The following is a 14,660-nucleotide window of genomic DNA, read 5'->3' on the forward strand; positions in this document are numbered from 1 at the left end:
ACCCCCGAAGCGGCGATTCCGAACCCCCGTTGTGCGGCGCTGGGGATAACTTTAGGGTGAGTGTAATCAAAACCACGATAAGCCCGAGTCGACTGGAGCCACAGAAATCCGGCGGCGCGCGGCGCAGGATACGGGCAGGCAGATGGCGGCAGAGCTGACGGCGGGGGGCATCCCTCCCGAGGGGCAGGGGGATTTCTTCCTCTGCGATATCTTCGGGGCGATCCCCAAGAACGACCTCGCCTCGATGGAGCATCCGCTGTTCTCGCTCGCGACAAGGCCGGACCGGCGCATCCTCAGCTACCAGCACAATGGCGCCGAGATCACCGTCACGCCGAGCGTGAAGGGGCTGGCGACGATCCACGACAAGGACATCCTGATCTTCTGCATCAGCCAGCTGATGGCGGCGCTGAATGCCGGCCGCCAGGTGAGCCGGACGCTGCATCTGACCGCGCATGATCTGCTGGTCGCCACCAACCGCGAGACCTCGGGCGATGCCTACCGCCGGTTGCGCGAGGCTTTCGAGCGGCTCGCGGGCACCCGCATCACCACCAATATCGTGACCGGCGGAAAAGAGGTCACCACCGGTTTCGGGCTGATCGAGAGCTGGGAGATCGTGCGGAAAGCCCGCGGCGGCCGCATGGTCAGCGTGGCGGTGACGCTTTCCGAATGGCTGTACCGCGCGGTGCTGTCGAAATCGGTGCTGACGCTCAGCCGCGATTACTTCCGGCTGCGCAAACCGCTGGAGCGGCGCATCTACGAGCTCGCCCGCAAGCATTGCGGCCGCCAGGAGGGCTGGCAGATCTCGGTCGAGACGCTCTTGAAGAAATCCGGCTCCGCCAGCCCGCGGCGGGTGTTCCGCAAGATGCTGCGCGACATGATCGCGGCGCAGCCGCTGCCGGGCTACGCGATGGAGGAGCTGCCGGGCGATCTGATCCGCTTCTCGCAGAAACACGCGGTGGCCGAGGCGGGCGGGGGACATGCGGCGCTGAACCTGCCGGTGCTGCGGCCGGAGACGCTGGAGCGCGCCCGTGCCCTGATGCCCGGCGCCGATGCCTATGCGCTGGAGGCGGAATGGCGCGCGATGTGGCTGCGCTCGGGCAGCCCGCGGCTGCGCCAGGCAGATGCGGCGTTTCTCGGCTGGGTCAGGAAGCGCGCCGCGGGATAGCGGGTGCGGCGGCCGGCTGCAGCGGCGGGGTTCGGGTCAGAACCTGAGCGCGGCGCGGGCATTGATGCGAAAGACCCTTGTTAGAGCCTGTTCCGGGATTCTCTGAATTCAGGTAAGTATTGTTGACCCAATGTTTCGCGCGCGAAACATTGGGTCCGCTGCGGTCCTTTTGCCGGTCCGGCCGGGCCGCCCAAGGGGGCAAGAGGCGGCGGGCCGGACCGGGCACCCGGGGGAGGGATCCGGAGAGGGGCGAAGGACGGGTAGAGGCTGGGGAGCGTCTGGCAGGATGGCTTGGGCGGGGAGCCTTCGGCGGGAGGGGCTGCTGCGGGGCGGCTTCGAGGGCGGCCGGGTCAGCCGAAGTAGGGGCAGGGCAGGCGGGGGGCGTGGCCGGGGCCTGCCGCGGCGTTGCGGTCGAGCGCCCATTGCACGGCGCGGCTGACCAGCTCGCCCACCAGCGGGTAGATCACCACCAGGGCGATCAGCGGCACTGCGAGGAGAAAGTAGCTGGCGGTGGCGGCTGCGGCTGCGGCGGCGGCTCCGGAAACTGCGCTGATAAAGGCCATGATACGTTTCTCCTTCGGCTGATGCTGGGGGCTGGTCTGTCTTTTTGTCTGTCTTCTTGTCTTCTTGTCTGCGTGTTCTCTTGTCTGTCTTCTTTATAGCAACGGCTCCGGACCGGCGCGCCTGATCAAAAGGATAGCCGGGCGGTGCGGAAGGCAGGGGCGCTGCTTCGGCCGGTCAGGCGGGCTGTCCGCGCGGAGAGCGGCCGGAGGCGGGGATTCAGGGAAAAGCGCCGCGCCGGAGGCAGGGGGACGGGAAACCCCCGGCCGGGCCGGGCATAAAGCTGCGGGGGCGCATACCAACAGGCCCGCCCCGGCCGTTCACGGCTGGAGCGGGCCCGGGCCGGGCTGCGGCCATCCCCCCTTGGCCGCGGCCCTCCTTCAAGCCTTCTATCCGCGGCCCTCCTTCAGGGCCTGGGACATGCCCGCCAGCACCGGGCCGATGATGTAATCGGCCACGGTCTGGCGGCCGGTCTCGATCATCGCCTGGGCGGGCATGCCGGGCAGCGTCTTCACGTTGGGCAGCGCCGCCAGCTCGCTGTCATCGATGCGGATGTGCACCGGGTAATAGGACTGGCCGGTCTGCGGATCCACGCTGCTGCCCGCCGCCACCATCACCACCTCGCCCTTGACCGGCGGGGTGGAGCGGAAGCTGTAGGCGGTGAGCTGCACCCGCGCCCGGCTGCCCTCGGAGACCTCGTCGATATCGGCCACCGGCACCCGGGTTTCCAGGATCAGCCCGGTGCCCTCGGGCATCAGCTCGAGCACCGTCTGGCCGGGCTCCAGCACCTGGCCCAGCGTGTTCACGCTGAGCCCCACCACCCGGCCGCTGCGCGGCGCCCGGATCGCCAGCCGCTCCTGCACGTCGAGGATGGCGCCGATGCGCTGGCGCAGGTCGAGGAGCGCTTCCTGCACCTGCTGGCTTTCGGCGGCGATGCGGGCGGAGCGGTCGCGGCCCGCCTGCAGCAGCCGCTCTTCCATCTCGCCGATGCGCTCGAGCACGTTGCCGCTGTCGCTTTCCAGCGCGCCGAGCGTGCCGAGAAGGCTGCTTTCCTGCATCCGCCGGTCGCTGATGCGGGTCTTCGGCACCAGCCCCTTTTCGAACAGCGCGGTGAGGCTTGCGAGGTCGTCCTGCACCAGCGCCAGCTGCTCTTCGGTGGCGCGGATGCGGGCGGCGCGGCCCGCGAGCTGGTCGCGGAGCTGGCTGATGCGGCCGCGGATGATCTCGATCTGGCCGTCATGCAGCGCCTGGTTGGAGGCAAAGACATCGCGCTGCACCGCCACCAGCTGCGCCAGTTCCGGCGCCGCGGCGGTCAGCGCGTCCAGCTCGGCCGGGATCCGCATCTGCGCGGCCCCGGCGAGCTCGGCCTCGAGCCGGGCCTGCTGCGCCAGAAGGCTGGCGAGCTGGCCGTTCAGGATCGCCAGCTGCGCTGCGGTGCGGCGGCCGTCGAGCCGGGCGATCACCGCGCCCTCGGCGACCCGGGCGCCCTCGGTGACGTTGATTTCGCGCAGGATGCCGCCCTCCAGATGCTGCACCGCCAGCCGGTCGCCCGCCACGTTGAAGGCGCCGCCCGCCACCACCGCGCTGGTCAGCTCGGCGCGCGCGGCCCAGACCACCAGCCCGCCGAACAGGCCGAAGCCGCAGACCACCAGCCAGAGCACCAGCCGCCGCACCCGTTCCGGCGGCCGCGCGGGCAGCGCCACGCCGGGGCCTGCCGCGGCGGGCATCAGGTCGCGGAAGCCGCTCTGCCGGGAGGGCGTTTCAGGGGGCTGGGACGCCGGGGCCCCGGGATCATGTTCCTGCAATGTCATGCCTGGGCTCCTTTCCGGGCGGCCGCGTTTCCGCTCCCGGCGCCGTCTCCGGTCCGGGCGCCGCGGTGGCGGAAGGGCGCGATCTTGGGATCGCCGTGGGCGGCGGCGCTGCCGGGCAGCGCCGCCTGGATCACCTGGCGGGCCTCGCCGAAGCGCATCAGCCGGCCCTCCTGCAGCAGCGCCGCATGGCTGACCCGGCGCAGCAGGCTGAGCCTGTGGGTCACCGCCACCACCACCGCGCCGCGGCTGCAGGCGGCGTCGATGGCGCGGGCCAGCGCCTCTTCGCCCTCGGGGTCGAGATTGGCGTTGGGCTCGTCCAGCACGATCAGCTTGCGGCTGCCGAAGAAGGCGCGCGCCAGGCCGATGCGCTGGCGCTGGCCGGCGGAGAGATACTCGCCGCGCGGGCCCGCTTCGGCGTTGTAGCCGCCGGGCAGGCCGAGGATCATCTCGTGCACCTGCGCCAGTTTTGCCGCCGCCACCACCTCGGAGGGTTTGGCATCGGGGTCCATCAGCGCGATGTTTTCCGCCACGGTGCCGCGGAACAGCTCGACCCGCTGCGGCAGGAAGCCGATGTGCTGGCCGATCTGCTCCGGATCCCAGTCGGTGAGCGCGGCATCGTCGATGCGGATATGGCCGCGCGCCAGCGGCAGCAGCCCCGCGAGCGCATGGGCGAAGGTGGTCTTGCCGGCCCCCGAGGGGCCGATCAGCCCCAGCGACTGGCCCGGCTTCAGCTGCAGGGTGATGTCCAAGAGCAGCGGCTCGGGGCGGCCGGGCAGCAGCACGCTGGCGCCCTCCACCGAGAGCCGGCCTTCGGGGGCGGGCAGGGCGATGCGCTCGGGCGTCTCCCCGAGCCGGGCCAGGAAGGCATTGAGCCGCCCGTGCGCGGCGCGCGCCTTCAGGAAACCGCGCCAGCCCGCGATCGACTGTTCCACCGGCGCCGCGGCGCGGCCCAGCAGGATCGAGGAGGCGATCATCAGCCCCGGCGTCAGCTGGCTGTTGATCACCAGCACCACGCCGACGCCCAGCACCGCGATCTGCAGCCCCATGCGCAGCGCCTTGGCGAGCGAGGAGATCAGCGCGGTGCGGTCGGTGGCGGCGGTGTTGAACAGGAGCGCCGAAAACGCCTTCAGCTGCCAGCGCCCGATCTGCGCCCTTGTCTTGCCCATGGCGCGGATCAGGCCTGCGTTCAGCAGCATCTCCTCCACCGCGGCATTGGTCTCGGCGGCCCGGGTGCCGGCCTCGTCCATCGGCTCCCGCGCCAGCAGCTCGCTCAGCAGGCCCAGCCCGAACAGCAGCGTGAGCCCGACCAGCGCCACCACCCCCAGCACCGGGCTGAACAGGAAGATCAGCGCCAGGAACAGGAGCGCCCAGGGCGCGTCGATGAGCGCGATGAACAGCGGGCTGGTGACAAAGCCGCGCAGCTCCTGCACGTCGCGGATCGGCTCGCCGCCGCGCAGGGCGGGCGGGCCGCTGATCAGCCCTTCCAGCACCGCCGGGCTCAGCCGCGCCTCGATGCGGGCGCCGAGCCGCGCCACCAGGCGCTGGCGGAGCATGTCGAAGAGAAAGAAAAACGCCAGCGCAATGGCTGCGCCGGCGGTCAGAGCAATCAATGTGGGAATGCTGCCCGAGGCCATGACCCGGGCAAACAGTTGCAGCATATAAAGCGGCGCTGTCAGCACCAGGAGGTTGACAAACATGCTCGCCGTGAAAATTGCGGCGATCACCCCCCTCTGGCCGTCAAATACCCGTCTTACCTTCATTGTCGTAGCCCCCCGGCTGCACGATGGTGAAGTGATGAATCTGGAGTCCAGCGCCCTGGTCCAAGGAGGCAATCCTTGGCCGGGGACCAAATCGCTGTCCTGAACCAGGGCTGGACGGGCCCGGGGCTGCCCCCGGGCCCGCCGTTCCTATGGCTCAGATCGCGTGGCCCCAGACGTTGTCGAAGCTGTCATCGAAGCCGCTGTCGGATGTGATCACCCGGATCGCCTCGTAGGAGCCCGCATCGCCGGTGGACACCGCGTTGATGCCGACGCCGCCGATCGGGATGGCGTCCTGGCCGAGCGAGGTGAACGGCGCCTCGCGGCCGGTCAGGCCGAGCAGCTTCACCGTCGCGCCGCCCACATCGATGGTGGTTTTGGAGCCGTTGTCGGTGACCGTGGCGCCGCCGCCGTCGAGCGCCGCAAAGGCATCCTGCGCCGAGGTGCCGAGGCCGCCGCCGACATTGGTGACACGGAACAGCAGCACGTCGTGGTCCTGGTCGATATCGAAGTCCTTGATATCGTCGCTGCCGTCGGTGGAGCTGAACGACATGCCGTCCCAGGTCAGGTCGATGATGAAGACATCCTTGCCGTCCCCGCCGGTCAGCCAGTCGTTGCCTTCGCCGCCTTTCAGGAAGTCGTTGCCGCGGCCGCCGAAGAGCATGTCATTGCCGGCCCCGCCATCCAGGAAGTCGTGGTGCTGGCCGCCATCCAGGCGGTCGTCGCCCTCCTCGCCATAGAGGCAGTCGTTGCCGCTGTTGCCGAAGAGCGTGTCATTGCCGATGCCGCCTTCGAGCACGTCTTCGCCACGGTTGCCCTTCTGCAGGTCATTGCCGCTTTCGCCGTCCAGGAAGTCATCGCCGGCGTTGCCCTTCATGGTGTCCTGGCCGGAGCCGCCTTTCATGACGTCGTTGCCCTGGCCGCCTTCCATGTAGTCGTGGCCGTTGTTGCCCTCCATGTAGTCGTCGCCGTCACCGCCCAGCATGCGGTCGTCGTCGCTTTCACCGAACATGGTGTCGTCGCCGTTGCCGCCTTTCACGGTGTCGTCGCCGTTGCCGCCGAACAGCACGTCGTCGCCGTCATCGCCATTCACGCAGTCGTCGCCGTTTTCGCCGAACAGCGTGTCATTGCCGAGGTTGCCGAAGAGACGGTCATTGCCTTCGCCGCCATAGCCCAGGTCGTCGCCGCGGCCGCTGACGATCACGTCATCGCCGCCTTCGCCGAACATGGTGTCGTTGCCGGAGCCGCCGCGGATGCGGTCATTGCCTTCCGGGCCGTCATCGAAGGGCGTTTCGCAGTCCGGGCAGTCGACTTCCTTCAGCCCGTTCACGCCATTCTTGGCAGCGGCCTCTGCATCATCATCGCCGTCGCAGCAGTCCCAGTCGATGTTGTAGCCCCGCACGGCGCCGTGGTCGCCGAAGATCAGGTCGCCCTGGGCGCCGCCTTCCAGCACGTCGTTGTTGGAGCCGCCGCGCAGGGTGTCGAGGCCGGCGCCGCCGTTGACGTCGTCGCGGCCGGCGCCGCCATCCATCAGGTCGTCGCCGCGGCCGCCCTGCATCAGGTCGTCGTCGTCTTCACCGAACATGGTGTCGTTGCCGCCCTGGCCGTCCATGGTGTCGTTGCCGTCACCGCCCAGCATGCAGTCGTCGCCGTCGACCTGCTCGGTCTTGTTGCCGGTGCCGCTGTCGGCGCCGAAATCGAGGTCGTCGTTCTGCGACTGGCGCTCGTCGCCGAACATCTCGTCGTCGCCGGAGCCGCCGATCACCAGGTCGTCGCCGAGGCCGCCTGCCATGCGGTCGTTGCCGCCCTGGCCGTTCATGCGGTCGTTGCCGTCGCGGCCGTACATGGTGTCGTCGCCGTCATAGCGGGTCTCGCCGGACTGGCCCATGTCGCCCCACATCCAGTCGTCGCCGCCTTCACCGTCCATGCAGTCGTCGCCGAGCTCGCCATAGAGGTAGTCGCCGCGGTCGCCGTCGGCATAGCTGTAGTCGCCGTCGGCATCGTCGCCGAAGATGTGGTCATCGCCGTCGCCGCCGAACACGCTGTCGCCGTGCTTGCCGCCCAAGAGGGTGTCATCGCCGGTTTCGCCGTCGATGTAATCGCAGCCGGCTCCGCCGTCGATCCAGTCGTCGCCGTCATCGCGGGGATCGGCCGGGTTGCCGATGCCGTCGGCGTTGCCGCCGAACAGGTAGTCGTCGCCGGAGCCGCCGCGGATATCGTCATGGCCGTTCTGGCCCTCGATGTAATCCTGGCCCTCTTCGCCGTCGAGGCGGTTGTTGCGCTCGTTGCCGTAGATGGCGTCATCGCCGTGGCCGGCCGAGGCATTGTCGCCGGCGTCGTGGTCGTTGAGATCGATCACGTTGCCGTCGGTGCCGCCCCATTCGGTGGTGCCGTCGTTGTAGTCCGGATCAAACTTGTTATCGCTGTAGCGGATATCGCAGGTCGGATCGCAGACCTCCCAATCGGGGTTCTGGTCTTTTTTACCCATGGTAAACTTCCTCCTCGTTAACTGTTCGGGGCGGGGCAGCCCCTGCTGCCCGGGTGAGGCCCCCGCCGGCGCCGCGGCCGCCTGAGGCGGCTGGCGCAAAAGGCGTCGTCATGCCTTCTGGTCGTATTGCAGCGCAGATCCGGGCGCCGCGCTGCCCCCAAATGGGGACAAAATCAGCGCTTTAGCCTCCGCTTCCCAGCCAGCCGCCCAGGCTTTGCACCGCGGTTTGCGCCGCCTGCTGCAGGGGGGCGTGCCCCCAGGCGCCGGCGGCGAGCGCGGCGAGCGCCACTGCCGTCAGAAGCGCCGCCGCCGGCCCCCCCCGCCAGCGGCGGCGCGGCTTCGGCGCGGCCGCGGCCAGCGCCTCCGCCAGGGCTGCCTTCAGCACCGGCTCGAACTCGATCCGGAGCGCGCCTTCCATCCGGTCCACCGCCGCCTCGAGCTGGTCGATGCGGGCGCTGAGTGCTTCGCGGTCGGCGGCGGCCTTCTGCGCCGCCTGGGCGCCGAGGCCTTCGTTGAGGGTGGTGAACATCTCCGCAATGCGCTTGTGCAGCGCCACCAGATCGGCCTGCGCCGCCAGCGGCGGCGCGTCCGGCCCGCCCTGGCGCAGCGCATTGGCGATCTGCGCCAGCACCGCGGCGCTCAGCCGCGGCGGCTGCGCCGCTTGGCCCGGGGCGCCGCGGCTGTCCCGCGGGTTCCCCGCCTCCCGGCGGCCCGGGGCCGGTTTGGGGGCGGGTTTGGGGGCCGGTTTGGGGGCTGGCCGCGCAGCCGCGGCCGCGCCGGGGCGGCCGGCCGGGGCGGGCGGGCCCTGCACCGGGGCATCGAGCGTCAGCTTGTTCATGACGCCCTCCCCAGCGAGGCCTGCCAGGTCAGCCGCTGCGCCATCTCGGCGCGGCCCGCCGACTGCAGCTTGGCCAACACCCGCTTGGCGTAGGTGTTGAAGGTCTGCTCCTTGAGGCCCGCGATATGCGCCGCCTCGCGGTTGGAGAGGCCGAGCTGGATCAGCGCCGCCACCCGCGCCTCGGCGGGCGACAGCCCCATTTTCTGGGCCAGCATCTCGATCCGCGTGCGGTCGGGCTGGCGCGGCAGGATCACCACCACCAGCGGCGTATCGGCGCCGGCACAGCGGTAGCGGGTCAGCGACACCGGCAGCCGCATGCCGCTTTCGCGGTCCTCGAGGAACAGGATCAGCTCGCGGGGGCGTTCGGGCCGGGAGCGGCGGCCGCGGCGGCTGCGGGCGCATTCCGCGACGGCGGCGTAGAAGCCCGCGGTCTCGCCGGGGCTGGCGCAGGCAAGCCGGCCGCCGCGCTCCTGCAGCAGGTGGCCGCTCTTCAGCACGTCGCGGCCGCTGCCGTTGCAATGCAGCAGCGCGCCCTCGGCCGAGAGCACCAGCACCGCGCTGTCGGTCTTCTCGGAGATCGTCCACAAAAGCGCGCTGGTCACCGCCGCCTGGGTGTCGCCGGTGAGCTCGCGCAGGGCGTCCTCGCGCAGCACCGGCCAGATCGCCTGCAGGATGTCGCCGCAATGGGCGTCATGCGGGCCGCCCTCGAGCTTCAGGGCGATCAGGTCCTCGCTGCCGTCCTCGAAGGCGCAGGAGAACAGCGTCCAGCCTGCCTGCCCGAGGAACTCCTGCTGCAGATCCTTTGGCAGGCAGGCGGCGAGCTGCGCCGCCGCCGCCCCCTGGCGCCGCCGCTGCCGCAGGCCGCAGGCCGCGCCGGGGCGCAGCTGGCGCCGCAGCAGCTTGGCCTGGCGCGGGTCCGCCCCGGCGCCGCCGCGGGCGCTGTCGGAAATGGTGAGGACCGGGGCCTGGCGGCTGCCGGTCTGGACCAGCGCGCTGGCGCTCAGAGAGGAGATTTGCCGTTGAAGAGACTGAGAGAATAGTAACCGGCCCGCCTGACTGGCGGACGTGCCCAACATAACCATTATTGCCCCCCGGCATATCGCAATGAATGCCCTTCAAGGTAGCACGGCGCAGGGCGCGGCAAATCGGGCAGAGGGGGTACGCCAAAGGCGGCGCGGCGGCGCGGAGGCGGGGCCGGCGCGCGCCGCCTTACCACCATCGGCGTAAGCGGGAGGGGCAGGGGGCGCCGAATCGTAAAACCTGTGGTTGCGTTTAACGCGAAACAGCTTTTCTTAAAATTGTAAGATAATGATTGGAAACACTGCGTTTCGGACCTGGATACAATCCGGCGTAGCACATTTTATGGTAAGTTAATGCTTGCAAAACAGCAGCTAGGCTGGGCCGGGCGGCCTGCGGCCGGGGCCGGCAGCCGGAAAGGGCAGGCCGGAACGGGGAAGCTGCTTAACAAGTATGGGCGGATTCGCTAGGCTTTAGGTTCAGCAGTGCGCATCAGAAGTGTCTGACACCCAACCGCCGCTGCCAGGCCCAAGGCCCTTGCCCCAGGATTGCGGGGCGCGGGCGGATTTCCGGGCCGCGACTGTTAGCTTTTATGATCAGGACACGGCTGCAGCCGCAGCCGGGGCCCGATGGGCGGCGGCAGGGTGTTGTTGTGTGAATGGGGCGTGGCAGCGCTGCAGGGCGGCCGGCAGGGGTGCGGCCGCCTGGGAAACAGGCCCCGGGGGACAGGCCGGATGCATGCATCCGGCAGTTACGAGTAAGGGAGTTCATTTAATGCCTGTGCATATCGTGGGGGAGAGCAGGCTTCTCAGAGACATGTTTCTCGCCATCTGTGAAGCGCATGATTACCAGACCGGCCTGTGCCGCGGCAGCCTGGAGGAGCTGCCGGAACTGCCCGGCAGCGACCTGGTGCTGTACTACAGCCATGACACCGGGCCTGGGCTGTTTGCCGCGCTGCGCGGCTTCCGCGCCCGCAACGGCAGCGCGCTCCTGATCCTGGTCACCGGCGACGGCTGCCCGGCCGCCACCCAGGCCGGGCTCAGCGCCTATGCCGAGGCGGTGATCCCGGAGCGCAAGTCCGCCGATGCGCTGATCGCGGCGCTGCAGGTGGTGCAGGACGGCTACCGCATCGTGCTGCATGGCGCCGCGGGCCCGCCGCCCGGGGCGGGCGCGGCGGCCGGGGCTGCGGCCGGAACCGCCCCCGCGCCGCGGCCGCGCAAGCACGGGCTGTCGGACCGCGAGCAGCTGATCCTGGCCAAGCTCACCGAGGGCGCCACCAACAAGAGCATCGCCAATGAGCTCGGCATCTGCGAGGCGACGGTGAAAGTGCATCTGCGCACCTGCTTCCGCAAGATCGGCGCCAAGAACCGCACCCAGGCGGCGCTCTGGGCCTCGGAAAAGCTGCCGCCGCCCGCCGCGCCCGACCCGGCCCGCGGCAGCGCCGGCCTCTAGGGCCGGCCTGCGTTTCATCCTGCCAGCGCCGGCCTCTAGGGCCGGCCTGCGTTTCACCCTGCCAGCGCCGGCCTCCAGGGCCGGCCTGCAACTCATACTGCCGGCGCCGGCCTCCAGGGGCCGGCCTGCGGATCGATCCTGCCGGGGGGGCAGGGATCCCCACAGGCGGGCGGCGGCAGGCGCCGCCGGCGGGATGCGGGCGGGACCGGGGGGCCTGCCCGCATCCCGCCGGTGCAGTGCGGGGCAAAAGTTTTCAAAAACTTTTGCCAAGGCTTTTTAAAAAGCCTTGGGCGCCGCCGGCGGGGTGCTTTTCTTGCTGGGAAGCGCTTTGAGCGGCAGGGCTGGCTCTCAAGACGCCTTGGCCATTTTGAGGCGGTTCCGGCGCGGGACGGGCTGTATCAGAGTCGGGGTTTCCGCGCCTGCGGCCGGATTTCAGGTTCCGTGCCTCCGGCTGGAGTTTTATGCGCCGTGCCTCCGGCTGGAGTTTTATGCGCCGTGCCTCCGGCTGGAGTTTTATACGCCGTGCCTCCGGCTGGAGTTTTATACGCCGTGCCTCCGGCTAGAGTTTTATACGCCGTGCCTCCGGCACGAGGGCATTGATCTGGGCGATGTGCTCCGGCAGGCAGCGGCTGAGGAAATCGTATTTCTCCACCACATGGGCGCGGGCGGCCGGGCCGAGATGGGCATGGGCGGCGGGATCGGCGAGCACCTCCGCCACCTGATCGGCGAGCTTCTCGGGAGAGAAGAAATCCACCAGCAGCCCGGTTTCGCCATGGGTGATGGCCTCGCGCACCGGCGCCACGTCGGCCGCCACCACGGTGGCCTGCATCGCCATCGCCTCCAGGAGCGACCAGCTGAGCACGAAGGGCATGGTCAGGTAGATGTGGCAGCGGCTGATCTGGATGATCCGGCAGAGATCGTCATACGGCACCTTGCCGAGGAAATGCACCCGGCTCCAGTCGACGCTGTCCCCGAGCTCCGCCTCCATCTCGCCGCGCAATCCGCCGGGGTGCTTGCTTTCGGCGCCATAGGAGGTCTCGCTGCCGCCGATCATCAGGATGCGCGCGTTGGGGCGCTGCGCCTGGATCCGCGGCAGGGCGCGCATCATGGTGTGGAAGCCGCGGGCGCGCTCCATGTTGCGGGCGATGTAGGTGACCACCTCGTCCCCGCGGGTGAGCGGCCGCGCGAGCCGCCCCAGCCCGACCGAGGCCCGGGGATCGGGGCCCAGCCTGTCGGTGCGGATGCCGTCGTGGCAGAGATACATGCGGCCGTGGAAGCTTTCCGGAAACCGGCCGCGCTGCCAGGCGGTGGGCACATGGCCCTGGTCGACCAGCTCGATGCTGGCATAGGGCACCGCGTTGCGCGCCTCGGCAAAGAAATAGGCCTGGTCGTTGGGCGGGTTTTCCGGATCGAACCCGACCAGACCGCCGGAGGTGCGGTAGAAATACTCGAAAAAGCCGATGACGGGCACATCCGGGTAGGGGTCCTTGATGAACAACAGCTCGCCCCAGCCGGTGTGGCCGATGATGATGTCGGGGGTGAAGCCCGCGTCCCGCAGCTGCCGCGCCGCCAGCGCCGCGCCGAGGCCCGCACCGGCCGCCGCCTCCCAGTCCTTCGACAGGCCGAAGGCGTCCTTGGCGGGGGTGCGGAACGGTGTGTAGATGACCGTCCTGATCCCCGCCAGATGCACATCCTTGCGCTGGGTCAGGAAGACGATCTCATGGCCGCCCTGCGCCGCCAGCCAGGGCGCCAGCTCGCGGTACTGGCCCGGCATGTTCTGATGCACAAACAGGATTTTCATGCCCCCATCGTTGCCGCGCGGACCGGCGGGATGCAAGGCGGCGCTGTGCCGGTTCTGCAGCCCGCGCCCCGCCTGTGCCTGCGCGGCCACTGGCGCTGGCGGCCTGCGGGGAGTAGGAGGGGGGCGGAAATACGCAAGCAGGAAGCGGGACTGGCGCGATGAAGGTGGAAGAGACAGGATTGCCGGGGCTGAAGGTGCTGACCCCGGCGCGTTACGGCGATGCGCGCGGCTTTTTCAGCGAGAGCTGGAGCCGGCGCCGGATGCAGGAGCACGGCATCGATCTCGACTTCGTGCAGGACAATCATTCGCTGTCGGTGGCGCCGGGAATCCTGCGCGGGCTGCACTATCAGGCCCCGCCCCATGCCCAGGACAAGCTGGTGCGCTGCGGCCGGGGCGCGATGTTCGACGTGGCGGTGGACATCCGCAAGGGCTCGCCTAGCTATGGAAAATGGTTCGGCATTGAACTGACGGCGGAAAACGGACGCCAGCTTCTGGTGCCCAAGGGATTTTTGCATGGCTTTATTACCAGGACATCCGACACCGAAATCATCTACAAATGCACCGATTATTACGCGCCCGAATGCGACGGGGCCGTGGCCTGGGACAGCTGCGGCATCGACTGGGGCTTTGCCGGCGCGCCGGTGCTGTCCGAAAAGGATGCCGCCGCGCCGAAGTTCTGCGAGTTCGACAGCCCCTTCACCTGGGAAGGATAAGCCATGAAGCTTCTGGTGACCGGCGGCGCGGGGTTCATCGGCTCCGCGGTGGTGCGGCTGGCGGTGGCGCGCGGCCATCAGGTGGTGAACCTCGATGCGCTCACCTATGCCGCCTGCCTCGGCAATGTGGCCGAGGCGGCAGACAGCCCGGATTACAGCTTCGAGCAGGCCGACATCCGTGACCGCGCCGCGTTAGACACTGTTTTCGAGCGCCACCAGCCCGATGCGGTGATGCATCTGGCCGCGGAAAGCCATGTCGACCGCTCGATCGACGGGCCGGGCGATTTCATCGAGACCAATATCACCGGCACCTTCAACATGCTGGAAGCGGCCCGCAAGTACTGGACCCAGGCGGGCCGGCCGGAGGGCTTCCGCTTCCATCACATCTCCACCGATGAGGTCTACGGCTCGCTGCCCGCCGACCCGGCGGTGATGTTCACCGAGGAAACCGCCTACGATCCGCGCTCGCCCTATTCCGCGTCGAAGGCGGCGAGCGACCATCTGGTGCGGGCCTGGCACGAGACCTACGGGCTGCCGGTGGTGCTGACCAACTGCTCCAACAACTACGGGCCCTACCACTTCCCGGAGAAGCTGATTCCGGTGGTGATCCTGAACGCGCTGGCGGGGAAGCCGCTGCCCATCTACGGCGACGGCTCCAACGTGCGCGACTGGCTTTACGTGGAGGATCACGCCGCGGCACTCCTGCTGGTGGTGCAGAAGGGCGCGCTGGGACGGTCCTACAACATCGGCGGCGAGAACGAGCGCAGCAACCTGGAGCTGGTGGAGACGCTCTGCGCCATTCTGGATGAGAAGCGGCCGCGGGAAGACGGGCGGTCCTACAAGGAGCAGATCACCTTCGTCACCGACCGCCCGGGCCATGACGCGCGCTACGCGATCGACCCTTCCCGCATCCGCAACGAACTGGGCTGGCGGCCCTCGGTCACGGTCGAGGAAGGGCTGGAGAAGACCGTAGAGTGGTATCTCGGCAACGAGAGCTGGTGGCGCGCGCTGCAGGACCGCGACGGCGTCGGCCGGCGGCTGGGGACCGGCAAGTGAG

Annotated in this window: 12 protein-coding genes; 5 read left to right on the plus strand and 7 right to left on the minus strand. The window is 69.3% G+C overall.

Annotation, left to right across the window (positions count from 1 at the left end; genetic code table 11):
• Positions 1-142 precede the first annotated feature (142 nt).
• Positions 143-1,165 (plus strand): replication initiator protein A, encoded by a 1,023-nt coding sequence (locus tag ACOHWE_RS17185; protein ID WP_420667959.1) that lies wholly within the window; start codon positions 143-145, stop codon positions 1,163-1,165.
• Positions 1,166-1,515: 350 nt separating this feature from the next.
• On the opposite strand, the gene ACOHWE_RS17190 is transcribed toward ACOHWE_RS17185, so the two are convergent.
• The 3 genes from ACOHWE_RS17190 to ACOHWE_RS17200 all read right to left on the minus strand — a co-directional run bounded on the left by ACOHWE_RS17190 (position 1,516) and on the right by ACOHWE_RS17200 (position 5,234).
• Positions 1,516-1,728 carry a hypothetical protein gene (locus ACOHWE_RS17190; RefSeq protein ID WP_420667960.1) on the minus strand — a complete coding sequence of 71 codons (213 nt, stop codon included), beginning with the start codon at positions 1,726-1,728 and terminating at the stop codon, positions 1,516-1,518.
• Positions 1,729-2,115: 387 nt separating this feature from the next.
• Positions 2,116-3,537 carry an HlyD family type I secretion periplasmic adaptor subunit gene (locus ACOHWE_RS17195; protein WP_420667961.1) on the minus strand — a complete coding sequence of 474 codons (1,422 nt, stop codon included), beginning with the start codon at positions 3,535-3,537 and terminating at the stop codon, positions 2,116-2,118.
• A complete protein-coding gene (locus ACOHWE_RS17200; RefSeq protein WP_420667962.1) occupies positions 3,534-5,234 on the minus strand; it encodes a type I secretion system permease/ATPase in 1,701 nt (566 codons plus the stop codon). Before ACOHWE_RS17200 ends, ACOHWE_RS17195 begins: the two co-directional genes overlap by 4 nt.
• Here ACOHWE_RS17200 and ACOHWE_RS17205 point away from each other — a divergent pair.
• Complete coding sequence (locus tag ACOHWE_RS17205) at positions 5,233-5,400, plus strand: hypothetical protein (RefSeq protein ID WP_420667963.1); 168 nt, start codon at positions 5,233-5,235, stop codon at positions 5,398-5,400. The two genes, ACOHWE_RS17200 and ACOHWE_RS17205, sit on opposite strands and share 2 nt — an antisense overlap.
• Before the next feature lie 51 nt (positions 5,401-5,451).
• On the opposite strand, the gene ACOHWE_RS17210 is transcribed toward ACOHWE_RS17205, so the two are convergent.
• From ACOHWE_RS17210 to ACOHWE_RS17220, 3 genes are all read right to left on the minus strand, one after another.
• Positions 5,452-7,782: a calcium-binding protein gene (locus ACOHWE_RS17210; RefSeq protein ID WP_420667964.1), complete on the minus strand. Its 2,331-nt coding sequence runs from the start codon at positions 7,780-7,782 to the stop codon at positions 5,452-5,454.
• 181 nt (positions 7,783-7,963) lie between these two features.
• On the minus strand, positions 7,964-8,620 hold the full coding sequence (locus ACOHWE_RS17215; RefSeq protein WP_420667965.1) for a hypothetical protein: 657 nt from the start codon (positions 8,618-8,620) through the stop codon (positions 7,964-7,966).
• Positions 8,617-9,702: a helix-turn-helix transcriptional regulator gene (locus ACOHWE_RS17220; RefSeq protein ID WP_420667966.1), complete on the minus strand. Its 1,086-nt coding sequence runs from the start codon at positions 9,700-9,702 to the stop codon at positions 8,617-8,619. The genes ACOHWE_RS17215 and ACOHWE_RS17220 overlap by 4 nt, the downstream gene beginning before the upstream one ends.
• Before the next feature lie 709 nt (positions 9,703-10,411).
• On the opposite strand from ACOHWE_RS17220, the gene ACOHWE_RS17225 reads away from it, so the two are divergent.
• Positions 10,412-11,089, plus strand: a complete 678-nt coding sequence (locus tag ACOHWE_RS17225; protein ID WP_420667967.1) for a helix-turn-helix transcriptional regulator — start codon at positions 10,412-10,414, stop codon at positions 11,087-11,089.
• Positions 11,090-11,648: 559 nt separating this feature from the next.
• Here ACOHWE_RS17225 and ACOHWE_RS17230 read toward each other — a convergent pair.
• Entirely contained in the window at positions 11,649-12,890 is a 1,242-nt protein-coding gene (locus ACOHWE_RS17230) for a glycosyltransferase family 4 protein (protein ID WP_420667968.1), read from the minus strand.
• Between the two features lie 158 nt (positions 12,891-13,048).
• Between ACOHWE_RS17230 and rfbC the strand changes: the two genes are divergently transcribed.
• On the plus strand, positions 13,049-13,603 hold the full coding sequence (gene rfbC, locus ACOHWE_RS17235) for a dTDP-4-dehydrorhamnose 3,5-epimerase (RefSeq protein WP_420667969.1): 555 nt from the start codon (positions 13,049-13,051) through the stop codon (positions 13,601-13,603).
• 3 nt (positions 13,604-13,606) lie between these two features.
• Positions 13,607-14,659, plus strand: coding sequence for a dTDP-glucose 4,6-dehydratase (gene rfbB / locus ACOHWE_RS17240; protein WP_420667970.1), 1,053 nt, complete (start codon positions 13,607-13,609; stop codon positions 14,657-14,659).
• Position 14,660: the final 1 nt, after the last annotated feature.

The sequence above is a fragment of the Cribrihabitans neustonicus genome, assembly GCF_048820895.1.
In the GTDB taxonomy this organism is placed as follows: Bacteria; Pseudomonadota; Alphaproteobacteria; order Rhodobacterales; family Rhodobacteraceae; genus Cribrihabitans_A; species Cribrihabitans_A neustonicus.